20 protein-coding genes are annotated in these 24,537 nt (G+C 56.5%); 10 read left to right on the forward strand and 10 right to left on the reverse strand.

What is annotated here, in order from left to right:
* Positions 1-25: 25 nt before the first annotated feature.
* Complete coding sequence (locus tag C3708_RS03725; RefSeq protein ID WP_103948870.1) at positions 26-2,047, reverse strand: NADPH-dependent 2,4-dienoyl-CoA reductase; 2,022 nt, start codon at positions 2,045-2,047, stop codon at positions 26-28.
* A 234-nt stretch (positions 2,048-2,281) separates the two neighbouring features.
* On the opposite strand from C3708_RS03725, the gene C3708_RS03730 reads away from it, so the two are divergent.
* From C3708_RS03730 to C3708_RS03740, 3 genes are all read left to right on the forward strand, one after another.
* Entirely contained in the window at positions 2,282-3,121 is an 840-nt protein-coding gene (locus C3708_RS03730) for a YPO3983 family protein (protein ID WP_103948871.1), read from the forward strand.
* 2 nt (positions 3,122-3,123) lie between these two features.
* Positions 3,124-3,588: a DUF943 family protein gene (locus C3708_RS03735; RefSeq protein ID WP_103948872.1), complete on the forward strand. Its 465-nt coding sequence runs from the start codon at positions 3,124-3,126 to the stop codon at positions 3,586-3,588.
* 167 nt (positions 3,589-3,755) lie between these two features.
* The gene (locus tag C3708_RS03740) at positions 3,756-4,229 is read left to right on the forward strand and encodes a DUF943 family protein (protein ID WP_103948873.1); all 474 of its coding nucleotides are present in this window, start codon (positions 3,756-3,758) and stop codon (positions 4,227-4,229) included.
* 32 nt (positions 4,230-4,261) lie between these two features.
* Here C3708_RS03740 and lsrK read toward each other — a convergent pair whose 3' ends face one another.
* Together lsrK and lsrR are read right to left on the reverse strand one after the other, a co-directional pair.
* Positions 4,262-5,842, reverse strand: coding sequence for an autoinducer-2 kinase (lsrK, locus tag C3708_RS03745; protein ID WP_103948874.1), 1,581 nt, complete (start codon positions 5,840-5,842; stop codon positions 4,262-4,264).
* 33 nt (positions 5,843-5,875) lie between these two features.
* Positions 5,876-6,847, reverse strand: coding sequence for a transcriptional regulator LsrR (gene lsrR / locus C3708_RS03750; protein WP_095283488.1), 972 nt, complete (start codon positions 6,845-6,847; stop codon positions 5,876-5,878).
* Between the two features lie 217 nt (positions 6,848-7,064).
* On the opposite strand from lsrR, the gene lsrA reads away from it, so the two are divergent.
* Genes lsrA through lsrG form a run of 6 tightly spaced genes read left to right on the forward strand, consistent with a single transcriptional unit; the run spans position 7,065 to position 12,751 of the window.
* Entirely contained in the window at positions 7,065-8,552 is a 1,488-nt protein-coding gene (lsrA, locus tag C3708_RS03755; RefSeq protein WP_103948875.1) for an autoinducer 2 ABC transporter ATP-binding protein LsrA, read from the forward strand.
* Positions 8,549-9,580, forward strand: a complete 1,032-nt coding sequence (gene lsrC, locus C3708_RS03760; protein ID WP_103948876.1) for an autoinducer 2 ABC transporter permease LsrC — start codon at positions 8,549-8,551, stop codon at positions 9,578-9,580. The genes lsrA and lsrC overlap by 4 nt, the downstream gene beginning before the upstream one ends.
* Complete coding sequence (lsrD, locus tag C3708_RS03765) at positions 9,581-10,564, forward strand: autoinducer 2 ABC transporter permease LsrD (RefSeq protein ID WP_095283485.1); 984 nt, start codon at positions 9,581-9,583, stop codon at positions 10,562-10,564.
* Positions 10,561-11,562 (forward strand): autoinducer 2 ABC transporter substrate-binding protein LsrB, encoded by a 1,002-nt coding sequence (lsrB, locus tag C3708_RS03770; RefSeq protein ID WP_095283484.1) that lies wholly within the window; start codon positions 10,561-10,563, stop codon positions 11,560-11,562. Before lsrD ends, lsrB begins: the two co-directional genes overlap by 4 nt.
* Positions 11,563-11,573: 11 nt before the next feature.
* Positions 11,574-12,461 (forward strand): 3-hydroxy-5-phosphonooxypentane-2,4-dione thiolase, encoded by an 888-nt coding sequence (lsrF, locus tag C3708_RS03775; RefSeq protein ID WP_095283483.1) that lies wholly within the window; start codon positions 11,574-11,576, stop codon positions 12,459-12,461.
* Complete coding sequence (lsrG, locus tag C3708_RS03780) at positions 12,458-12,751, forward strand: (4S)-4-hydroxy-5-phosphonooxypentane-2,3-dione isomerase (RefSeq protein ID WP_095283482.1); 294 nt, start codon at positions 12,458-12,460, stop codon at positions 12,749-12,751. The genes lsrF and lsrG overlap by 4 nt, the downstream gene beginning before the upstream one ends.
* 128 nt (positions 12,752-12,879) lie before the next feature.
* Here the strand turns inward: lsrG and ygjK are convergent, their stop codons facing one another.
* The 6 genes from ygjK to ebgR form a co-directional block, all read right to left on the reverse strand.
* Positions 12,880-15,231, reverse strand: coding sequence for an alpha-glucosidase (ygjK, locus tag C3708_RS03785; RefSeq protein WP_103948877.1), 2,352 nt, complete (start codon positions 15,229-15,231; stop codon positions 12,880-12,882).
* 16 nt (positions 15,232-15,247) lie between these two features.
* A complete protein-coding gene (gene ygjJ / locus C3708_RS03790; RefSeq protein WP_103948878.1) occupies positions 15,248-16,306 on the reverse strand; it encodes a protein YgjJ in 1,059 nt (352 codons plus the stop codon).
* 18 nt (positions 16,307-16,324) lie between these two features.
* On the reverse strand, positions 16,325-17,773 hold the full coding sequence (locus C3708_RS03795; protein ID WP_095283479.1) for an amino acid permease: 1,449 nt from the start codon (positions 17,771-17,773) through the stop codon (positions 16,325-16,327).
* Positions 17,774-17,830: 57 nt separating this feature from the next.
* Entirely contained in the window at positions 17,831-18,280 is a 450-nt protein-coding gene (locus C3708_RS03800; protein WP_103947009.1) for a beta-galactosidase subunit beta, read from the reverse strand.
* Positions 18,280-21,342 (reverse strand): beta-galactosidase subunit alpha, encoded by a 3,063-nt coding sequence (ebgA, locus tag C3708_RS03805; protein ID WP_103948879.1) that lies wholly within the window; start codon positions 21,340-21,342, stop codon positions 18,280-18,282. Before ebgA ends, C3708_RS03800 begins: the two co-directional genes overlap by 1 nt.
* A gap of 222 nt (positions 21,343-21,564) precedes the next feature.
* The gene (gene ebgR, locus C3708_RS03810) at positions 21,565-22,548 is read right to left on the reverse strand and encodes a transcriptional regulator EbgR (RefSeq protein ID WP_103947007.1); all 984 of its coding nucleotides are present in this window, start codon (positions 22,546-22,548) and stop codon (positions 21,565-21,567) included.
* A 135-nt stretch (positions 22,549-22,683) separates the two neighbouring features.
* Between ebgR and C3708_RS03815 the strand changes: the two genes are divergently transcribed.
* Complete coding sequence (locus tag C3708_RS03815; RefSeq protein ID WP_103947006.1) at positions 22,684-23,016, forward strand: tRNA-binding protein; 333 nt, start codon at positions 22,684-22,686, stop codon at positions 23,014-23,016.
* A gap of 91 nt (positions 23,017-23,107) precedes the next feature.
* On the opposite strand, the gene ygjG is transcribed toward C3708_RS03815, so the two are convergent.
* Positions 23,108-24,487, reverse strand: a complete 1,380-nt coding sequence (ygjG, locus tag C3708_RS03820) for a putrescine aminotransferase (protein ID WP_167381242.1) — start codon at positions 24,485-24,487, stop codon at positions 23,108-23,110.
* Positions 24,488-24,537 lie beyond the last annotated feature (50 nt).

The following is a 24,537-nucleotide window of genomic DNA, read 5'->3' on the forward strand; positions in this document are numbered from 1 at the left end:
AAGCGCAGCGCCACCGGGCAACAGGTTAAATGGTTAACGCCAGTTTTGTCCCCTGCGCAATCGCGCGTCGGGCGTCCAGCTCCATCGCCACATCACACCCGCCAATCAAATGCACCGTTTTCCCGGCCTCGCGCAGCGGATCGGCCAGATCGCGTTTCGGCTCCTGTCCGGCACACAAAATCACATGATCCACGCGTAATACCTGCGGCTCACCGCCGATCGTCACGTGCAGTCCCTCATCGTCTACCTTCTGATAACTCACGCCCGGAATCATCTTCACGCCGCGTGACAGCAGCGTCGCGCGGTGGATCCAGCCGGTGGTTTTGCCCAACCCTTCGCCCGGTTTACTGGCTTTACGCTGGAGCATCACGATCTGGCGCGGGCTTTTCGGCAACTGTGGCCCTTCCGGGCGCAGGCCGCCGGGCTGATTCAGGCTGGTGTCGATCCCCCATTCCACGCAAAATTCAGCGATATTCTGGCTGGTCGCTTCGCCCGGCTGACTCAAATACATCGCCGTATCAAAGCCAATACCGCCGCAGCCGATAATCGCCACGCGCTCACCGACCGGGACTTTGTCGCGCAGGACATCGAGATAGCTCAGCACTTTAGGGTGATCGATGCCCTCGATCGCCGGCGTGCGCGGGGCGATCCCGCTGGCAAGGATCACTTCGTCAAACGCGGTCAGATCTTCCGCGCGAACATACTGATTGAGCCGCAGATCGACGCCCGTCAGGGCGAGCATCCGACGGTAATAGCGCAGCGTTTCGTAAAACTCCTCTTTGCCGGGGATCTGTTTGGCGATATTGAACTGCCCGCCGATCTCTGCCAGAGCGTCGAACAGCGTCACCGAATGCCCGCGCGACGCGGCGTTGACCGCAAACGCCAGCCCCGCCGGGCCTGCGCCCACCACCGCCAGACGTTTAGTTTTCACCGCAGGCATAATCGGCATTTTAGTTTCGTGACAGGCGCGCGGGTTGACCAGGCAGGAAGTGACTTTCCCGACGAAGATCTGATCCAGACACGCCTGATTACAGCCGATGCAGGTGTTGATCTCATCCGCGCGGCCGCTCTGCGCTTTGGACAGCAGCTCGGCATCGGCGAGGAACGGACGCGCCATCGACACCATATCGGCATCGCCTTTTGCCAGCACGTCGTCCGCGACCTGCGGATCGTTGATTCGGTTGGTCGTCACCAGCGGAATCGACACTTTGCCCTTCAGCTTGCGCGTCACCCAGCTAAACGCCGCGCGCGGGACCGGCGTGGCGATAGTAGGGATGCGCGCTTCGTGCCAGCCAATACCGGTGTTGATGATGGTCGCGCCTGCCGCTTCGATGGCTTGCGCCAGCAGAACTGTTTCGTCAAACGTGCCGCCACCCTCGACCAGATCCAGCATCGACAGGCGGAAGACGATAATAAAATCGGCCCCGGCCCGCTCGCGGACGGCGCGGACAACCTCGATAGCAAAACGCATCCGACGTGGGTAATCGCCGCCCCATTCGTCGTCGCGCTGGTTGGTGCGTGCGGCCAGAAATTCGTTAATCAGATAACCTTCGGAACCCATAATTTCCACGCCGTCGTAGCCTGCTTCACGCGCCAGTGCGGCGCAGCGGGCGAAGTCATCGATCAACGCGAGGATCTCTTCGTGGGTGAGGGCGTGGGGTTTGAAACGGTTGATCGGTGCCTGAATGGCGGAAGGCGCTACCAGATGCGGCTGATAGCTGTAGCGCCCGGTGTGCAGGATTTGCAGGGCGATTTTACCGCCTTCTTTGTGCACCGCGTCGGTCACAATCCGATGATGCGGCAACTGGCTGGCGTCGTTCAACACCGCACCGCCCTCCATCCCGACGCCCGAAAGGGCAGGGGCTACGCCGCCGGTGACAATTAGCGCCACGCCGTGACGCGCGCGCTCGGCGTAAAACGCCGCCAGACGCTCAGCGCCGTCTGGATGCTCCTCCAGACCGGTATGCATAGAGCCCATCAACACGCGGTTTTTGAGCGTAGTAAACCCCAGATCGAGGGGGGCAAAAAGCGACGGATAGCGGCTCATAATCTCTTCCAGTGTAAAATTATTGTTATGTGGTCGGATGAGTTACTAATTTAGCCAGTCGCGGGCAAAAGGGGAAAAGAGGAGTGCGGTGATTGTGATGGGATTCAAAGATCTGGCTACCCACAGCCCAGCATTAAACAATTTGATAAAAGACCTGTTTATTGAAGGGTTTTTATTTTAACGTGTGAGACTGGATTTTCGTAAATCATTGATTATTAAATGGATGAATAATAAATGGATAACTCTTTCAGCTCATCAATGTATCTCCCCTGCACTCTCTTTGAGACGGTTGCGCGTTTTGATGACAGGACTGCCGACGACATGCAGTGCGGTGATATGGGGGAGCGAGAACTCCTGGCGCTCGGTCTCAGGGATATCTCTGCGAAAGTCGATCCCTACCGGCTTGTTCGCTATGACCTTCTTAACCGATATGAACTGGACTCCCCCTTTAGTTCATCCGTATCGGGTGTAAAAATATCTCACCAGCAGTGTGTTGAGATTTTATTTAACGAAATGAAGGAACTCTCCCTGATGTTCTCTTTTGAGGGCAAGTATAAAATGCTTATAGGAGAGATGATTGATCATTTTAGGTTTGGCAATGGCTGCGGGTTTTATAGTGAACGGCTGAATTTGGCATTTCATGAGAGGTTAAATAGCTACATAAATCATAACCCTATGTTATTAATAGAAAATGCAATCGAATACTTTTACTTAAACTCAACTTCCAGGGATTACCAAGAACTTTTACATAAAATTAAATATGTATTATTAGGTTCGACACTGCCTAAATTTAACGAAAATGAGGACAGGATTAATGGATTGGGTATTACCGTACATGACATTGCAGCCCAAACCATAACGCTTTCATCGCTACAGGGATATACAATGGGTTGGAGTGCAACTTTATTTTTCGAGGCCCAGGATCACTTTGGACTTGATGTCATTGATATTCAAGATAAACTCTATAGTCAATTTCGTTTCTTCCGCATTTGGTTTTTCTTACAGCGACACAGAGATTTTGCATTTAAACCTTTCTTTACGAATTTTAACTCGGTAGAAAAAATCGAGAAATAATAATGAAAAAGAAACTACCCGCTATGCTGTTATGTCTGTTCCTTCTTGGGGCATTCTATAATTTATGGACGATAAGGCCCGTCAATATTCTGTATGTTTATTCTAATGAAGGCATAACGGTGACATTAGTCGTGGATCATATGCCCTGGACCGACCGAGAAAAAATTGACTGGTATCTGGCTCGACGTGATGAACTTAAACGAAAATACCCACCATATGATAATACATGGCAATATTATTACATCATCGATATTAGTGATGGTTTCACCAATAATGTGAAAAGCCCGCATGAGGATCTGTTTTGCATCCCAATGATACAAAATGAAAATAATTGTGTCGTTAAAAATTATTTTTTATCTGTTTATGAAAATCCTTATAGTAATACTCGTTTTTATCCGGATAGTGACATTGAGTACCAGCTCACCCCCGATAACCAAGTCGAACGCGTATTCCGGCCAGAGTCCTGAATAGATAACGCAGAAACCTAACTGGATAAGCGCAACACCATCCGACATGGATTCAACGTGCGACCGCCTGCATTAGTTGAGGCGGTTTCTGCTAGAGCGGCACAGGGGTTCTGCATTTAAAACCTCCTTCCGAAATTTTCTACATCAAAAATAACTGGAAGTTATAAATGAAAAACAAAAAAAAGCTATTTATTTGCATTGGTTTTTTTATTATCGCTGCATTATGTAATCTATGGACACTTCGTCCAGTTAAAATTTCGCATGTCTATTCAGACTTTAATTCGTCTGTTTTTGTTGTCGTCGACCATTTGCCATGGGCCGACAGGGATAAAATTGAATGGTTCTTATCACACAGGGAAGCCTTTATTAAGGATTACCCCTTAATTGATGGTATTCATCATTCTTATTATATTATGGATGTGGGAGATGGATTTACGAACAATAAAGAGAGTCCCAAAGAAGATCTGTTGTGTTTTTCAATGGGTAAGGATGAACATAATTGCATTGTGAAAAACTATCCGCTAGTCGTGAACGAGCGGCCCTATGAAAATATTCATTTTCAGATTTCTTCAGATTGGTCGGTCAATGAATATGAATTAACCCCCGAAGGAAAAATCGAAGAGAGCAATGCAAAAACATAGGCCGGATAAGCATCGCGCCATCCGGCATCTTTTCAAGGTGCCACAACTCTTACAAGCCCCGGCGCCTGCCACATCGACGTCGTCAGCCCGCTATCCACCAGCCCAAGCTGATCGGCGTAGACCGCCTGCCACTTCTGCATCATGCCGTCGTACAGCTCGCGATGCTCGGGATTGGGCGTAAACTCCCGGCTCCAGCGCACCAGTTTTTCCCCCGTCGACGCCATATCTGCATACAGCCCAGCCCCCGCACCTGCCGCAATGGCACAGCCCAGCGCGGTGGCTTCTTTCACTTCCGGCACGCGTACCGGCAAGCCAGTAACGTCGGATAAGATCTGGCTCCAGAGTGCGCCTTTTGCGCCGCCACCCGCGAACACCAGGCTCTCAAACGTCACGCCGGAAAAGTGGGAAATCTGCGCCAAATTACAGGCGGAGACAATCGCCGCGTTCTCTTCCAGCGCGCGGAACAGCGTCGCTTTATTGCATTTTTCCGGGTCGATTGAGAGGTTAATAAACGACGGTGCCGCGTGATACCACTGCTTAAAATGCATCGCATCGGAGAAGATCGGCATTACGCCGTGTGAACCCGCCGGGACGCGAGCGGCCATCTCTTCGAGCAGGGAATAGGCGTCCATCCCCATCCGCTCGGCGATCAGCTTCTCTTCGGCGCAAAACGCGTCGCGGAACCAGCGCATCGTCAGTCCGGTAAAGAAGCTGATGGATTCAGCCTGCGCCATGCCGGGGATCACATGCGGATTCACGCGGATATTCATCTCCGGATCGGTACGCACCTGCGGGAGATTCACCACCTGCTGCCAGAAGGTCCCGCCCAGTACGGCGGTTTGCCCGGCGCGCACCACGCCGAGGCCCAGACAGCCCAGCTGCACGTCGCCGCCGCCCATCACCACCGGCGTGCCTTCCCGCAGACCACACTGCGACGCCGCCTCGCGGGTCACGGCTCCCAGTACGGTACCGGTCTCTTTCACCGGCGAGAGAATATCGGCGCGCAGCCCTGCCATATCCAGCAGAGCAGGACGCCAGTCGCGGCTGAACAGATCGAGCATCCCGGTGGTACCCGCATTGGACGGGTCTACCGCCAGCTCGCCGGAAAGTTTCGCCGCCAGCCAGTCGCTGATCATGGTGATGGTCGCCGCTTTGCGATAAATATCCGGGCGATGGTGCGCCAGCCACAGCAGGCGCGGCATGGCGGAGAGAGCCAGAGTCTGGCCGGAGACGTCATACACTTCGGATTCAAAACGATAGTCGTGGATCTCTTTCAGCTCAGCCACTTCGCGGCTGGCGCGGGCATCGACGTTGGCGCAGGCCCAGATGGCGTCGCCGTTGCGATCGTACAGCACGATCCCCTCGCGCATCGAACAACAAGCGACAGACTGAATATCTGCCGCGCTCAGATGTGCGCGCTCCAGCGCCTGATGAATGCACTGGCAGGCCAGACGCCAGTTGGTGTCGAGATCGAACTCCATCGAGCCGGGCACGTTCTCCACGCTCAGGTGTTTCCACTCTGCCTGGCCGACGGCAATTTGGTTGCCCTGTAAATCAAACACCACGGCGCGAACGCTTCCCGTCCCTGCATCTAACGCTAAAAGGTAACTCATGAGCTTGCCTCGTGTTGGCACGGGGCAAGTGGCTTAGTTCGCCAGGGCAAGCACCGCGCGGGCTGTCGTCTCTTCCGTCACCAGGCCATTAATCAGGCGACCTTTCAGTGCGGCGTAAATCGCATCTGCTTTTTCTTCCCCTCCGGCCACGCCGACGATGGTGGGCAACTGCGCCAGTTCATCGAGCGTCACGCCGAGTAATTCCTGATGAATCTCCAGATCCGGCACCCGTTCGCCTGCGGCATTGAGGAAATAGCCGAGAATGTCGCCGACCGCCCCTTTGCGCGCATACATGAGCTGCTCGCCTTCGCTGATATAACCGGAGCGCAGAATAGTGGCGTCGCGGCGCTGATTCACGGAGCCAATCCCCACGACCGCTGCGTCGGCGGCGGTGGCGGCGAGGATCACATCCCGCACGCTGGCTTCGCGTTTTAAAATCCCTGCCACTTCTGCCGAAGAAACCCGCAGCGGAGCCGGGATCATGCTGATACTGCAGGCTGCATCCAGCTGGCCGATGCCGGTCATGTACGGCCCTACGCCGCCGGAAAGTGTCACCAGCCGCACCTGCTGTGAGCTAATAAAGCCGCTTAAGTGCTGAATGCAGCTCATGGTGGCTTCACCAAATCCCACCGCCAGCAGCTGTCCGGGTTCCAGTAAACCCATCAGCGACTGCGCTGCGCCAATCCCCAGGCGCACGTTCATCGGCGCGGAATTCAGAGCCGGCACCACGCGAACCAATTTCAGGCCAAAGCGCTGCTGCAACTCAGTTTCCAGCGACAGACATCCCTCATAGCGAGAGTTGATCTGCACGCGGATCACCCCCGACTGACGCCCTTTTTCCAGTAAGCGCGAGATCTTCAGGCGCGGCAGCCCTAAGCGCTCGCCAATATCGTTCTGCGTCAGGCCGTCGTGGTAGTAACACCACGCCACCCGGGCGACCAGTTCTTCCTCTGCCAGCGCCAGTCCGGCAAACCGACTCTCTTCGGCAATGCGTTTATCGCCCATATTTTGAACTCTTATAAAAATTTAGATCATATGTTCGCTTTGACGCAGGCAGAAAGTGTGAGCCACGCGGCAAAACGGATCTTTAAAAAAACGACGACCGGTTATTAGGATCTTAATCCATGAAATTGTGATCCCTGCACGGTTGTCAATATAGTTCACCGTCTACGCTTTTGAACATTATTAAATCAAAAAATCATTTGTTCAAAATGGAGCGATGATGACGGTCCTGATCGAAGCGCGTGATATCCACAAGCAGTTCTCCGGCGTGCCGGTGCTGAAAGGCATTGATTTCACGCTGCTGTCCGGTCAGGTCCACGCCTTGATGGGCGGTAACGGCGCGGGAAAATCGACGTTGATGAAAATTATCGCCGGGGTGGAAACGCCCGACGGCGGTGAACTGACCGTTGAAGGAAAACCTTTTGCGCGCCTTAAGCCCGGCCAGGCGCACCAGTTAGGGATCTATCTGGTGCCGCAGGAGCCGATGTTATTTCCCAATCTTACCGTGCGTGAAAACATCCTGTTCCGCCTGCCGCGCGGGACTGCGCTCGAAAAACGCCTCGCCGATAAACTCCAGCAGCTGCAATGCCAGCTTAATCTCGACGCTGCCGCCAGCACGCTGGAAGTGGCGGATCAGCAGATGGTGGAGATCCTGCGCGGATTAATGCGCGAGGCGAAAATCCTGATCCTCGATGAACCGACGGCGTCGCTCACACCAGGGGAAACCGAGCGCCTGTTTCGCCAGATTCGCGCGCTACAGGCGCTCGGCGTCGGCATCGTGTTTATCTCCCACAAACTGCCGGAGATTCGCCTGCTCGCCAGCCACGTCTCGGTGATGCGCGACGGGGCGGTAGTGCTGAGCGGCGAAACCGCGGCGTTCGACGACAGCGCCTTAATTGCGGCGATGACGCCCGTCAGCCGTGAACACACCTTAAGCGACACGCAAAAATTGTGGCTGGCGCTGCCGGGCAATCGGCGCACCCAGGCGCAGGATTTCCCGGTGCTGCGGGTGGAAGATCTGACGGGCGAAGGCTTTATCGATCTAAATCTTGAGATCTATGCCGGAGAGATCGTTGGGCTGGCGGGTCTTGTAGGATCGGGGCGCACGGAATTTGCCGAAACGCTGTACGGACTGCGCCCCGTTCGCGGCGGAAAGATCTGGCTGGAAAATCAGGAGATCGGTGGCGACTCGGTGCTGTCGCGCCTCGACAAGGGGCTGGTTTACCTCCCGGAAGACAGGCAGGTGTCCGGTCTGTTTCTCGATGCGCCGATCCGCTGGAACACCGTGGCGCTGAATGAGCCCTCCATCTGGCAGCAGCGCAAGCGTGAAGCGGCGGTGGTGGAGCGTTATCACCGGGCGCTGGGGATCAAACTCAATCACCCGGATCAAACCGTGCGTACGCTCTCCGGCGGCAATCAGCAGAAGGTCCTGCTGGCGCGCTGTCTGGAGGCCAATCCGCTGCTGCTGATCGTCGATGAACCGACGCGCGGGGTGGACGTTTCGGCCCGCGCGGATATCTATCAACTGATCAAAAGCGTGGCGGCACAAAACGTGGCGGTGCTGATGATCTCCAGCGATCTCGATGAATTTCCGGGGCTCGCCGACCGCGTACTGGTGATGCATCAGGGCGTGCTCAACGGCGAACTCCCGCGCCACGCCGTCAGCGTCGACAGAATGATGGCGCTGGCTTTTGGAGGCCAATCATGAAGACCTTACTTAAAAACCGCGAGTTGAGCGCCTTCCTCGCCATTCTGGCGCTGTTCGGCGTGCTGGTTGCGCTCAATCCGGCCTATTTGAGTTTTCAGACCCTGGGGATGATTTTCGCCAGTTCGCAAATCCTGATCCTGCTGGCGCTGGGCGCGACGCTGGTGATGCTGACGCGCAACATTGATGTGTCGGTCGGTTCGACCGTCGGGCTGTGTGCGATCGCCGTCGGCGTGGCGCTCAACAATGGCTACAGTCTGCCGGTTTCAATGCTGTTTGCGGTGGCGATTGGTGCGCTGGCCGGGGCCTTTAACGGGCTACTGGTGGTCGGGCTGCGCATTCCGGCGATTGTCGCCACGCTCGGTACGCTGGGGCTGTACCGTGGCGCGATGCTGCTGTGGACCGGCGGGAAGTGGATCGAAGGTTTACCGTCTAGCCTGAAAGCGCTGTCGGAGCCGGTCGCGGTGGGCATTTCGCCGCTTGGGATGGTGGTGCTGTGTCTGGCACTGATTGGCGCGTGGACGCTGTCGCGCACCGCGTCGGGCCGCGATTTTTACGCCGTGGGCGATAACCTCGCCGCTGCGCGCCAGCTCGGCGTGGCGGTGAACCGCACCCGGATGATCGCCTTTACGCTTAATGGCGTGCTGGCTGCCTGCGCCGGGATCGTCTTTGCCTCGCAGATCGGTTTTGTGCCGAATCAGACCGGCAGCGGGCTGGAGATGAAAGCCATCGCCGCCTGCGTGCTGGGCGGCATTTCGCTGCTTGGCGGAACCGGGACGCTGGTCGGCGCGTTTCTCGGTGCCTTTTTCCTCACGCAAATCGACACCGTGCTGGTGCTGTTCAAGCTCCCTGCCTGGTGGAACGACTTTATCGCCGGGCTGGTGCTGCTCGGCGTGCTGGTCCTCGACGGGCGGCTGCGCCAGGCGCTGACCCGCCATCAGCGTGCGCTGAAGTACAGCCGTTTCCAGCCGGGCAATAAAGGGGGAAAGCACGTCACCCCGTTTCCGAAACGCAAAAAAGAGGTGGCGTAAATGAAGCTTAACTGGGAAAGCGCGCTGCTGATTTTACTGGTGCTGGAGATCCTGCTATTCGGGGCCATCAACCCGCGCATGCTAGACATCAACATGCTGCTGTTCAGCACCAGCGATTTCATCTGCATCGGCATTGTGGCGCTGCCGCTGACACTGGTGATCATCAGCGGTGGGATTGATATTTCTCTCGGTTCGACCATTGGCCTGTGCGCGATTGCGCTGGGCGTGATGATGCAGGCAGGCTGGCCGATGGCGCTGGCGATCCCACTCACGCTGCTGGTTGGCCTGCTGTGCGGCCTGTTCAACGCCGCACTGATTCACTACACCGGCATCAGCCCGCTGGTGATCACCCTCGGCACGCTTTACCTCTACGGCGGCGGCGCGCTGCTGCTCTCCGGCATGGCGGGCGCGACCGGCTATGAGGGCATCGGCGGCTTCCCGGACAGCTTTACGGCGTTTGCCAATCTGACGCTGTTTGGCCTGCCAATTCCGTTAGTGCTTTTTGCAGTGATCACCTTCTTCTTTTGGCTTCTCACCCATCGCGGGCGCTTTGGTCGACACCTGTTTTTGATTGGGCAAAACCCGCGTGCGGCACGCTATGCGGCGCTGTCGGTGAACGGAATGCCCTATGCGCTGTACGGGCTGGTTGGCGTGGCGTCGGCCATTGCCGCGCTGGTGATGGTCTCCTATTTCGGCTCGGCGCGTTCTGATTTGGGGCGCGACTTGCTGATGCCTGCGCTGACGGCAGCGGTGCTCGGCGGGGCGAATATTTATGGCGGTTCAGGTTCGGTTGTCGGTACGGCGCTGGCGGCATTGCTGGTGGGGTATCTGCAACAGGGTTTACAGATGGTCGGCATCCCCAACCAGGTGTCGAGCGCGCTGTCAGGGGCGCTGCTGGTTGTGGTGGTGATGGGACGTTCGCTGAGTTTGCACCGTGAATGGCTGCGCACTCTTCTCACAAAAAATACCCGGAGCGTAAGATGAAAACAAAACTGATAGTCCTGGCGATGGCGTTAAGCTTTGCCTCGGCGCAGGCCGCCGAACGGATTGCCTTCATTCCGAAACTGGTTGGCGTCGGCTTCTTTACCAGCGGCGGCAACGGCGCGAAAGAGGCGGGTAAAGAACTCGGTGTGGACGTGACCTACGACGGCCCGACCGAGCCGAGCGTCTCCGGCCAGGTGCAGCTCATCAACAACTTCGTTAACCAGGGCTTCAACGCGATTATCGTCTCCGCCGTCTCGCCGGACGGCCTCTGCCCGGCGCTGAAACGTGCGATGCAGCGCGGCGTGAAAGTGCTGACCTGGGATTCCGACACCAAACCTGAATGCCGCAGCGTCTATATCAACCAGGGGACGCCGGAACAGCTCGGCGGATTGCTGGTCGATATGGCCGGAAAACAGGTCACTAAGCCGAACGCCAAAGTCGCCTTCTTCTACTCAAGCCCGACCGTAACCGACCAGAACCAGTGGGTGAAAGAGGCGAAGGCCAAAATCGAGAAAGACCACCCGCAATGGCAGGTCGTGACCACCCAGTTTGGCTATAACGACGCCACCAAATCTCTGCAAACCGCCGAAGGGATCTTAAAAGCCTATCCGGATCTGGACGCGATCATTGCCCCGGACGCCAACGCGCTGCCAGCGGCGGCACAGGCGGCGGAAAACCTCAAACGTGAAGGGGTGGCGATTGTCGGTTTCAGTACGCCAAACGTGATGCGCCCGTACGTCGAGCGCGGTACGGTGAAAGCCTTTGGCCTGTGGGATGTGGTACAGCAGGGCAAAATTGCGGTCAATGTCGCCGATCATTTGTTGAAAAAAGGCGATCTTAACGTCGGCGACAGCGTGGATGTGAAAGGCATCGGCGTGCTGAAGGTCGAGCCGAACAGCGTGCAGGGCTATCAGTATGAGGCGAAAGGGAACGGCATCGTGCTGCTGCCGGAGCGCGTGGTGTTCACCAAAGAGAACATCGACAAATACGACTTCTGACGGGGGAGAACATGGCTGATTTAGATGACATCAAAGACGGAAAAGATTTTGGCATCGGCACGCCGCAGCAGAACGTGCCCTTTACCCTGAAGGGGTGCGGCGCGCTGGACTGGGGGATGCAGTCGCGGCTGGCGCGCATCTTTAATCCAAAAAGCAACCGCACGGTGATGCTCGCCTTCGACCACGGCTATTTTCAGGGGCCAACCACCGGGCTTGAGCGCATCGATCTGTCGATTGCTCCGCTGTTTGCCGAGACCGACGTGCTGATGTGTACCCGTGGCATTTTGCGAAGCACCGTGCCGCCCGCCACCAACAAACCGGTGGTGCTGCGCGCCTCGGGCGGTAACTCGATTCTGGGTGAGCTGTCGAACGAATGCGTGGCGGTGGCGATGGAAGATGCGCTGCGCCTGAACGTCTGCGCCGTGGCGGCGCAGGTGTATATCGGTAGCGAATTTGAGCATCAGTCGATCAACAACATTATCAAACTGGTGGATGCAGGGAACCGCTACGGCATTCCGACACTGGCGGTAACCGGCGTCGGGAAAGAGATGGCTCGCGACGCGCGCTACTTCTCGCTCGCCAGCCGTATTGCTGCCGAAATGGGGGCGCAATTCGTCAAAACCTATTTCGTGGAAGAGGGTTTTGAAAAAGTGACCGCCAGCTGCCCGGTACCAATTGTGATCGCCGGGGGTAAAAAGCTGCCGGAACACGAGGCGCTGGAGATGTGCTTCCGCGCTATCGATCAGGGGGCGTCGGGCGTGGATATGGGGCGCAACATCTTCCAGTCCAGCGCGCCGCTGGCGATGCTGAAGGCAGTGAAGAAAGTAGTACACGAGAACATGAGCGCCCGCGAGGCGTTCCAGTTCTGGCAGGAAGAGAAACAGGGAGAGGTGAAATGAACGTGACGTTAGTGGAAATCAATATCAAACCGGAGCGCGTGGATGAGTTTCTGGAGGTGTTTCGCGCTAATCACGAAGGGGCGATTCAGGAGCCAGGGAATCTGCGGTTTGACGTGTTGCAGGACCCGCGAGTGAAAACCCGGTTCTTTATCTACGAGGCCTATAAAGACGAAGAAGCGGTGCTGGCCCACAAGAAAACCCCGCACTATCTGGCGTGCGTCGATAAGCTTGAGGCGTTGATGTCGGAGCCGCGTAAGAAGCGCAGTTTTGTGGGGTTGATGCCGGAGTAAGACCTTGCCCCTCACCCTAACCCTCTCCCACAGGGAGAGGGGATCGTCCGGTGTTCTCCCTGTAGGTGAGGGGGTCATTCGCTTTTCCCCCTCTCCCTTGGGGAGAGGGCCGGGGTGAGGGGCCCAGACTACTCCTTACGGAAAAAATCGTTATACAACATATACAAATGCGCAGAACTCCACGAGAAGTTCGGCGCACCTTGCTGTGCACCGGTCAGCGGGTTGTAGTTCTCCTGAATCGGCCCGTCGCTGGTCAGCCCTTTGGCGTGCTGGAAGAAGGTATCCGCCAGTTTCAGTGCCGCGTCGCGATGCCCGTAGCGCTCCATCCCTTTCAACCCAAACCAGAACTGATCCACCCATACGCGCCCACGCCAGTAGATATCTTCGCCAAACGCCGGGTTGGTTAACGCCGCGGTGCCGAGCGGCACGAAGGTATTAAACTCTTTCGGGTCCAGCATCACTTTCACCACCGCATCGGCGTGCGCCTGCGTCGCTGCGCCGTTAAACAGCGGCGACCAGCCTTCCGGCCCTTTGCCGCGCTCGACGATCGGTTTGCCCGCGCAGCCGTTGGCCAGCGGTTTTTCTTCAATGCGGATGTCGTAATAAAAACCACTTTTCGCATCAAACATGCAGGTATTGATGTAGCCCGCGAGCTTATCCGCCAGCTGTCCGTAGTGCTTCGCCGCTTCGGGTTTACCGAGGATCGTCGCCATTTCCGCCAGATAGCGGTTATCGCTGAACATATAGCTCGCCTGATCGACGGACTCCTGCATCAGGGAATAGCCGAGCAGGGTGTCTTTGGCGTCGCGGTTTTCGGCGAAGCTCACCGTCCAGTCGCTGCGTTTCCCGCCATTCTGCACGTATTTATCCAGCTGATCTTTGTCGATAAAGCCAAACACCGCCGCATCGTCGCGCCCGGATTCCCAGGACGCTGCCACCTGCGCCGGAATTTGCAGGCTGTCGTACTGGCCTTTGCTGACGGTCGCGTCGTAATTTTTAAGCCCGGAAAGGGTTTGCTCTTTATCGCCGGTTTTCACCGTGAACAGCATCTCGCCGTTTTCAGTGTTGTGGGCTTTATCGCGCGTCGCACCGTACTCCGGCACGCCGTTGTGGTTGTGATCGCGGTTGCGCAGCCACCAGTCGTGATAAGCCACCAGTTTCGGATACATCTCCTCCAGCCAGGCTTTGTCCTGGGTGGTTTTATACACTTCCATCACCGACCAGGCTGCGAGGCTCGGTTTGGTATTGCGTTCGTTCCAGTTCCCGCCGTCGCCGCCGCGATCCGGACTGAGGTTCCAGGCGATCAGATCCGGAACAAATCCGGCATCCTGCGGACGCACCTTATCGTCGGCTTTGACCTGCCACGAGAAGACCGCACGGATGTTCTCTTTGGCGATCTCCGGATTGAAGTGCGCCATCGCAAACGCCTGTTTCCAGGTATCCCACGGCCAGATCTGGTTGCCGGAGAACCAGCGCCCGGTAACCGACGGCGTGACGGTATTGAATTTCACCGCGCCGCCCGGCGAGCGCCAGTTACCGTTCAGGGTTTCGATGGCTTTCACCGCGACGCGCGTCTGTTCCGGCGTGGCGTCTGGATTCGTCAGTCCGCGCTGTAAGTAACCTTCCCAGCGCTTCTCCGACGCCTGCATAAAGTGCGCAGGGCGGGCGAGGATATCGCGGATCTGCGCCTTCTCATGGCTGACGTCGTCGGCGGTCAGCAAATGGGAATAAGTGGTCCAGATCGTCGTCGAACCATTGATGTGCGCGGTGCTGGTGAAGCGATGCCCGTCAATGTGAGTCTCAACGGGAATCGACTTATGCACCTGATACTGCGATGCCCCGGAGGTCAGCAGATCCCAGGTCGAACGCACTTTGCCAAACGTCACGTTCACGCCGTCGCGCGTGGCGGCCAGGTGGCGCTGATAGTCCGGATACGCTCTGTCGATAGTTTTATCGGAAACCGCTTTGCCCTCTTTGGCTTCCAGTTTTTCCAGCAACTCGCCATCCCATTGCAGAACGAGAGGCGCGTCGCTGGTGATTTGTGTTTCCAGAAGCGAGGTGCGCGGGCTGGCGAAGCGCAGGGTCATGACGATCTTCACGCCCGGCGCGGTCAGGGTCTGGACTAATGCGCCGGGAAGGCTCCATGCCTGCATTGTGAAATCGACTTTTTTGCCGCCGCGCGTGACCGTCAGGCGGTCAAAGTTGGTGGCCATAAAGTTGATGTACTCTTCTGTCAGCAGCGCTGGGCCGGGGAAGCCGCCCATTGTTTCCGGGCCATCGGGTAGCAAATGTCCGTGCCAGGCCCCGAGATCGAAGAACGGGTTAAAACGCTGGTGGTCGTCGCTGTCAAAATCCTGCATGTAGTGCGGCGCGCCGACGCGGTTAATCACGTTTTTATAGCTATCAGCGGTAGCCGCGTGCGCCGAGAGGCTGAGCATCAAAGCACAGGCCAGCGGGGCGAGTGGGGTGGTCAGTTTCATGGTTAATCGGTCCTTGTTACCAGTAGAAATATTGCATCAGGAAAACCTGGTCGCTGGGGTCGCCGGAGGCGGTTTTCATGTACCAGCGGCTGTCGGCGGCGGTGGCAAAGCGTCCGTTGCCGTATTCGTACCAGATGCCGAACTGCGCAAATGAGGTGGTTTCGTCGGCAGAATCATCAGGGCGATGTTTGGCGTAGCTCCAGGCGGTGGAGAAGTAGAGCCCTTTTAGCGTTTCGACCATCGCGCTCGCCATAAACCCGGTTTCCGTTCCCGGCACGTTTTGCCCTTTGGCGCGCCCGGTATGATGCCATGCGCGGGCGGCGAGATTAGGTGACAGCAGCCCGGTTAAGAATAATTCGCCGGTGCCGTCGGTTACTTCCAGACCGTTCATCCAGGTCACGCCATCGATGAATTCGTACTGCAAATAACCGTTCATCATCGCTGGATAGGTGTACTTATCGTCGTAGCGATCGTACTTGCCGAAGTGTAGCCACGCTTTACTCTCGTCGTGATGTCCGGCGGGCGTGGCGGTCACGCTGTAGCGCAGTTTTCCTGCCAGATTTTGCACTTTAAGCGCCGTCATGATGTCGCGGGTGTTGGGGATGACATAGCCCAGATCGGGCGTGAAATCGCCCCACCATTGCAGGTCGTCGAGAGATGAATCCTGGCGCAGGCTGAGCATGATTTCGGTGCTGTCATCCGTGCGATAGCCGCCGTAAAAACGGTTCAGGCCACCTTCAAAACCTCCCCAGCTGTGATCGGGAACCCAGGCGTTACCCTGATGATCCGCTTGCACGGTCCAGCCTTCGCCGTAGATCAGGCCGAACCACGGGCCGTGTTTGATCTCCAGCCCGCCTTCGATATAGGTTCCGTCGCTGTATTTGTGTTTCTCCGGGCCTTCGAGATCCATATACCCGCCGACGCCCATCTCGCCGTAAAAACGGAATGACGTGGCGCTCAATTCTGGCGTACGTGTATCGTCATGTTCTGCCGGTCGTACTTCTTCCGCTGCCATCGATGGCGTGCAAAAAGAGAGGGCAGCGAGTGCCCCATAAAGAGAAGGAGTTATTTTCATTGTTATTTTCTGGTGTGATCAGGAGGTGGTCGAAGCTGGCGCGGCTTCAATCTTTTTTTCGTCTTGCGATAATCCCTTAACGTATTTGCTGTATTTCCACCACGCAAAGCCGAGGAAAATCACAATGCCGCCAACGTTATAGAACACAATCGTCAGAATATTGCCGCCGGTCGGGAAGGTGGAGGCAATAAAACCAATGGTGAAAATAACAATCAGCATCGACACCACCACTATGCCGGTGGTGCGAGAGCCCATTTTAAATTCACGCGGCAGATGGTCGAGTTTGCGACGCAGGTTCAGATAGGCCAGCATAATAAACAGCGGTGGCAGCATCGACGCGGCGGCGGTCATATTAATCACCGTGTTCATTAGATCCTGCGCGGTATTTGATCCCATTGTCGGAATAATCATCAGCGGAATGACAATCAAATATTGGATCCACGCCGCGCGCGCCGGAACGCCGTTTTCATTGAGGGCCACAGTTTTCGCCCCAAAGATGCCCGTTGGGATTTCGGAGAAGAAGATTTTCACCGGCGTGGCGGTCCACATCAGCAGGGAGCCGAACATCGCGGTGAAGGAGACCAGACCCACGAAGCGGTTCATCAGCACTTCCGGCAGACCAAACCAGACCGCCAGACCGTGGAATACCTGCACCGAGCCGCCGGTAAATTTCAGCTCTTTGCTGCTGATAAAAATGTTGATCAGCACCGAGGTGATGGAATAGAGCACGCCGATGACGATCCCGGCGAGGATAATCACTTTGACGAACGACTTCGAGCCTCCCTTCACGTCGTTGACGTACACCGCGACGGATTCCGCGCCGCCAGCGGCCATAAAGATCCAGGTGGTTATCCCGAGGAACGCCCAGTTAAAGTGGGGGATCATCGCATCGACGGTAATCGGATCGGCAGGCTGTACGCCACCCATCAGCGCCGCGCCCGCCAGTAAAATGTAGGAAAGCGTGAGCAGCAGCATCAGAGTGGATGTCACGGACGTAATCGGCCCGAGCATTTTCGCGCCGTTGGTTGACACCCACGTCGAAAACGCAAACAGCACCAGACTCAGCACCACCGTCGCAAACGGCGTGAGAATGTACTCATAGCCGAGAAAAGCATAGGAGGCATAGGCAATGACGCGCGGTAATAACGAGGTGAAAAAGAATAAATTCACGAACCAGTAGGTGTAGGCGGTAATAAATGCCCAGCGCCCGCCAAGCGAACTTTTCACCCACGCATAAACGCCCGCCTCGGAGTTTTTATTCAGCGAGACGAATTCGGCGATGATCAGACAGAACGGAATAAAGTAGAACAGCGTCGCCAGGAAGAACATCGGCGCGGATGCCAGCCCCAGCTCGATATTATTGTTGATGACGTTGTTAAAACTAAAAACGGCGGCAAAGGTCAGCGACAGCAGGCCGAACTTGCCGATGGTATTACGCTTGGACTGTGAAACAGTGGACTCTGACATAACGAATCTCCGGGTACGAGGAGTGTAGTGGCGCTACTTCGGCGCCACCGGATCTTTTTATTTGTTATGGAAATAGCCATCTTCTACGGTCACCCGCAGGACGACCTTCTTCACCGCGCCGTCGCTAATAAAGCGGCAGGCTTCGTCGATATCGCAGATCACCATCTGGCCTTCGTGCACCTGCACGGTGGTCCCGCAGCCTTTAAAGAACTCTCGGTCGGTTTCATCGCGGTAGCACTCCACCACCTGAAGCTGCGCTTTCGGTGCGTACTCGATTTTTTGCGCACCCTGCAGGTAGTAATGCACGTCGAAATATCGTCTGTGTCCGAGGAAAAGCGCGTCGGTGGTGGTGTCGGTGGTCAGGCGATAGCTGAGCGAATCGCCAATCGAATGCGCCACGCCGGGACGAATGCTGTCGATGTTCTGTATGGCTTCCACGCAGCGCTGCCATTTGCGACCACCGTGGTAGCGGCGGGTAAACTCTTCCAGGTTGTTAATAATGTCCATTATTCGGCCTCGCTTTCGGCGGCTGCGGGAGTAAGAGAAAACGCCTGGGCCTGCACGTCACCACAGGTCGGTAGCAGGGTGAAGCCGTAGCGGAACGGCTGGAAGCGCACGCGCCAGCTGTCCAGCACTTCGCTGCCCCAGGAGTTAGAACCTAATCCCAGCAGTTGGTGATCAAGATTCAATGTGATATGCCCGCTGCGCTTGAGTTCGTTGCAGTGACGCGCGGCATGAATTGCTTCGCTGCTGTACGGCCAGGCGCTGAAGTGGATCGGCTTTTGCGCCACCACGAGCAGGCCGTGGCCGCTATGGTTGGTGAGCGACGCCCAGCGCACCTGCTGGCGGTTGCCGTTGTTCTGCGGGAACGGGTAGTTTTCGAACATCGCATCGACGTCGCTTTTCCAGACGTCGATCAGATTCGCCTGCTGGCTGTCCGGGTAGTTTTCGCCTGGCCCACGCCCGTAGTACGTCACCTGATCGAAGTGTTGGTTGATGCCGAGCGTAAAGCCGATGCACGGGATCATGTGCGGGTAGTCGCCATACGGCGTGCCCGCCAGCTCGACGCCGAGTGCACCGGCAGGGCTGATGCGCCAGCGGTAGGTGCAGCGCATCCCGAAATCAAACACCGGCGGCGCGATGATGGTCTGAGTTTCAATCACCAGTTCATCACCGTCGTGCTTGATGCCAAATGCACGCAGATGTTCCTGCATGATGTGCAGATGATTCGGTTGCCACAGCCCTTCGTACTCCTGCTTGTGGTTATCAATCATCGGTTTGAAGAAGTTAATTTTGCCCTCTTCGGCGATCAATTCTTCACCGTTCACCCGCCAGGACGTGAGCTTGCCGCTGAGTTTCGAGAACACCATGCGGAAGTTGTGTCCGCTGACGACGCAGGTCAGGCGCTCGTCACTGACGGCCAGTGGCGTGGCGCTGTCTGTCTGCCACGGCTGCGCGACCAGGGTGCGCGGGGCCAGCGCAAACTGATACTGCGCAATCGGGTGATTCGCATCGCTGTAAGAAGTGGCGGAATCTTTGCTGACGAATACGTTGACCCAGCTTTCGCGCCCGTCTGTCTCTGGCACGGTAATCTGAACGGTGCGGGCGCTGTTCGGGGCTAAATCACTTACTTTCAGCGTCTGGCTGCTGAGCAGCTCGCCTTCGGCTTTGATCTCCACGCGCAGGGTGTAGTCGTCGAGTGTGCTGAACCACAGTTTGTTCTCGACCCGCAGCTCGCCGCGCGCGAGATCGACGGCGCTGACTTTCACCGGGGCGATCACCTGCTTGTATTCCAGCAGGCCGGGGCCAGGTGTTTGATCGGAGTAGATCAGCCCGTCGAGGCAGAAGTTGGCGTTATTTGGGTAGTCACCAAAATCGCCGCCGTACTGGTAGAAGGTATTGCCGTCCGCGTCCTGCGCCTGAATGCCGTGATCGCACCACTCCCAGACGTAATGCCCTTGCAGGCAGTCGTGACGATAAAACACGTTCTGATATTCATTTAATCCGCCGGGACCGTTGCCCATCGCGTGGGCATATTCGCAGATGATGCGCGGTTTTGGATGCGGATATTCGCCGAACTCATTCATCAGCGGCACGCGGGTGTACATGGTGGAGATGATGTCCACAACTTCGGCGTCGCGGTCCTCTTCGTAATGCAGCAGACGGGTTGGGTCCAGCGCCTTGCAGGCTTTCGCCATCGCGCGAATGTTGCAGCCATAGCCGGATTCGTTGCCGAGCGACCAGATGACAATCGACGGATGGTTTTTCTGCGCCTGCACGTGGCGCACGATGCGCTCGACATACATGCTTTCCCACGTTGGATCGTCGGTGATGCGGCTCAGATCGCCGACGTTGGCAAATCCGTGGGATTCGACGTCAGTTTCCGCCATCACGAACAGACCGTAGAGATCGCACAGCTCGTAAAAGCGCGGATCGTTCGGATAGTGGGCGGTGCGTACCGAGTTGATGTTGTGTTGCTTCATCAGGATCAGATCTTTCTCGACGCGATCCATACTCACCGCGCGCCCCTTGCGATGATCGTTATCGTGGCGGTTCACGCCGTGGAGCATCACGTAATGGTTGTTGATGAGCATCAGGCCGTCGCGCACCTGGATGTCGCGGAAGCCCACGCGCTGCGGCACCACTTCCAGTATTTCGCCCGCCGCGTTTTTCAGGATCAGTAGCAGGTGATACAGATAAGGCGTTTCGGCGGACCACTGTTTGGGCTGCTTCACATCCACGCTGAAATCGAGAGCCTGGCGCTGACTGACGCTGGCCTGCGCTTCGCCCTGATACAGTCGCTGTTCGCCGTCGAAAAGCTGATACTCAAGGGTGACGTTTTGCGTCTGGGCGGCCAGGTTTTCCAGCTCGACGTGGCAGGAGAGAGTGGCGTCGCAATAGTCGTCGTTGAAGGTCGTGGTAACGGTGAAATCGTCGATGTGCGTCAGCTCGCGACCCACCAGATAGACGTCGCGGAAGATCCCCGCCGTCCACCACATATCCTGATCTTCGATGTAGGTTGAATCCGCCCACTGCATCACTTTGACACACAGCAGGTTTTCACCCGCATGAACGAACGGCGAAACGTCGAATTCAGCGGCCAGGCGGCTGCCCTTGCTGAACCCGACGTAATGGCCGTTTACGTACACTTCGAAATAGGTCTCTACGCCGTCGAATTTAATCAGCGTCTGGCGCGTGCTCCAGCTTTCACCAAGCGTGAATACGCGCTGATAGGCGCCGGTAGGATTCGCACTCGGAACGAATGGCACGTCAATCGGGAAGGGGAAGCCTTCATCGGTGTATTGCAGTTTGCCGTGGCCTTCCAGCTGCCACATGGACGGCACGCTAATCTGGCCCCAGTCGCTCATCAGCTGGTGGGGAAACGCTTCGGGCACTTCAAGCGGATGGTCGAAATAGCGGAACGCCCATTGGCCGCTCAGCAGCAGAAAATGGCTGCTAGCCTCGCGGGCAAAGCGGCGGGCTTGATCGATATCGTGATAGGCAAAAAAGTACGCGCGCGGCGGCAGCCGGTTCTCGTGCGTTAACTGAACATTCTCCCAGCGGTTCATGTCATCTCCCTGTGGGTTAAAACATCATTGCTGGGGAGTTTAGTAAATATTTTACTAAATAAAATCAGTAAAAATGAAATGAGTTAAGTGGATCACGAAAATAGGGGGGAGGGGGAGATGAGGTCATTGTCCGGTGGCGCTGCGCTTACCGGGCCTACAAAACCTTCAACGGCCTCGGGTTTTGTAGGCCGGGTAAGGCGTAGCCGCCACCCGGCAAGGGGTTTAACGCGTCGTGCCGCGCAGCTTCAACCGGCTGGGAACAAACACCTGCAGCGGCAGTGCACGGCCATCGCGTGCTTTTTCCAGCAGCAGGTTTACACCCTGGCTGCCCATCATCTCAGAATGGATGCGCACGGTGGTCAGCGGCGGGAAGGTAAAGCGCGCGGTGGGAATATCGTTGACGCTAATCAGGCTGATATCCTGCGGAATGGTTAGCCCTTTCTCGTGGATCGCCCGCAGCACGCCGATGGCAATAGAGTCGGAGGCGACAAACAGCGCTTCGGGGAAGTCGTTCTGCGCCAGCATCTTCGTCGCCAGCTCATAGCCCGATGAACTGGAGAAGCCGCCGCGCCAGATATCTTTCTCCGACACTACGCCTTTGAGCTGGCCGTATTCGACGAACGCTTTTTCGCGAATATCTGCCTTACCCGGCTCATCTTCGCCGCCGATAAAGCCGATACGCTGCACGCCTTGGGCGGCGAAGAAGTCGATCACCTCTTTGCTGATGCGCACCAGGTCGATATCCACCGAGTCAAAAGCGGAACCCGCCTCGTGAAAATCGATAAAGCAGATATTGTCGCTCAGGGCTTCTGCCGCCTGGCGCATCTGCTCTGCCGGTTTGCCGACAATCAGAATTCCGCTGACTTTGCTTATCTCCGGCAGCCCCTGATTTTCATAGCAATTGGTCAGGCCGATATTCAGCTTTTCGCATTGGGTTTCAATGCCATGACGGATGGCGAGGTAGTAGGGGTCATTGATTTCCAGCTCCTGACGGTAGCTGTAAAGTGCCAGCACGTGATGGCAGGCATCATGCTGGATCAGGCTTTTACGCGCACTGCTGCCGCGATATTCCAGCTTTTCAGCAATTTCCAGGATCCGGTGACGCGTCTCTTCTTTGACGTTTAGCGTCCGGTCGTCGTTAAGAATGCGCGACACAGTGGCCTGCGACACGCCCGCTTCCTTTGCGATATCTTTCAGTGTTGCCATGTGGCCCCTCAGCGCGGGAGTTAAAATAGAATCTGCCGCCATTGTAATGAATCCCGCGTATTTAGTAAAAATCCATTGATCGGCAACGCCGCTTATGTTGTGATAATTTTACTAAATATTTACTTGGGGGTTATCATGGAAAAGGTTTCTTACGGGGATTTCGCCCGCCTGGAGATGCGCACCGGGAAAATTATCGACGTAAAGCGTCACGGCAATGCCGATAAGCTGTATATCGTGCAGATTGATATTGGCGAGCGCCAGCTTCAGACCGTCACCAGCCTGGTGCCGTATTACACCGAACAGGAATTACTCGGTAAAGAGGTGGTGGTGCTGTGTAATCTGGAAAAAGCCAAAATGCGCGGGGAAGTGTCGGAATGTATGCTGCTGTGCGCTGAGACCGAGGACGGCAGCGAAAGCGTGCTGTTAACAGCGGAGCGCGCGATGCCAGTGGGCGTTCGTATCGTTTAAAAAAACCGGATGGCGCTGCGCTTACCCGGCCTACGAAACCACTCTCACGTAGGCCGGATAAGCGCAGCGCCATCCGGCGAGATATCGGCACTTATGCCTCTTCCACACTCACCCTTATTGCCGCCAGCGCCTTACGGGCCGCTTTCAGCACTTGCTCGCACTGCTCAATGGTCAGCGTCAGCGGCGGTTCAATGCGGATGGTTTTCGAGTTGTTCAACGTCCCGGCCACTAACACACGCTGGCGGAACATCTCGCTCGCGAAGTTGTAGCCGATTTCGTTATCCACAAACTCAATGGCCATTAGCATCCCTTTTCCGCGCGCGTCCTGTACCAAATCCGGGTACTCGCGGCCTAACTGCAGGAAACCGTCCAGCAACATATCGCCTTTCTGCTCCGCCTGAGCCGGTAAGTTCTGCTCCAGCAGCACGTTGATGGTTGCCAGCGCGGCCGCACAGGCCAGCGGGTTACCGCCAAAAGTGGTGGTATGCAGGAACGGATTATCGAACAGCACCGAGAACACCTCTTCGGTGGCGATGGTTGCGCCGATCGGCATCACGCCGCCGCCGAGAGCTTTTGCCAGACACAGAATGTCCGGTTGCACGTTCTCGTGTTCACAGGCAAACATCTTGCCGGTGCGTCCCATCCCGGTTTGCACTTCATCGAGGATAAGCAGCGCGCCAAACTCATCGCACAGCTTGCGAACCGCAGGCAGATAGCCCTGCGGCGGCAGGATCACCCCCCCTTCGCCCTGAATCGGCTCAAGGATAATCGCCGCCACGTCGTCGCCGGTTTTACGGCACTCGGTCAGCACGGTGCGCATCGCGTTGATATCGCCAAACGGCACGTGACGGAAGCCCGGCAGCAGCGGCATAAACGGTTTGCGGAAGGTCGATTTTGCCGTAGCCGACAGTGCGCCAAGGGATTTCCCGTGGAACGCGCCGGTGGTGGCGATAAAGGTGAATTTCCCGCGCGGAGACTGGTACGCTTTGGCGAGTTTCAGCGCCGCTTCGACCGATTCCGTGCCGCTATTGCAGAAGAAGCTGTATTTCAGTTTGCCAGGCGTTAAGGCCGCCAGCGTCTTCGCAAGCATGGCGCGAAGCGGATCGAGCAGTTCCTGGCTGTGAAGGGGTTGTTTCGCGAGCTGATTCTGTACGGCGGAAACCACAACTGGATTACGGTGCCCCACGTTGAAAATTCCAAAACCACCCAGGCAATCTATAAACTCCTGTCCCTGGGTGTCGACAAGCGTATTCAGACTTCCCGCTTGCCACTCTACGGCTCCGTAATCCCCGCCAGCGGTAACAGATTTTCGGTACTCTAAAAACCCCGGATTTACATGCTCTTTAAAGTAATCAATCACCTCTCGGTTAAGTTGTTTCATCTCCTCATGGTCAAGCGTTCGCTTTTCAATGAGATTCAGTGCGTGCGCGGTACAGGCAAGAGCCGAGGCGCTGGAAGGTAACCTGTTCAAAATGAGCTCCGGGGGATCGCGTATCACATGATACTGAATTAATTATTGCA

The organism is Lelliottia sp. 7254-16, assembly GCF_002922995.1.
Lineage (GTDB): Bacteria > Pseudomonadota > Gammaproteobacteria > Enterobacterales > Enterobacteriaceae > Enterobacter > Enterobacter jeotgali.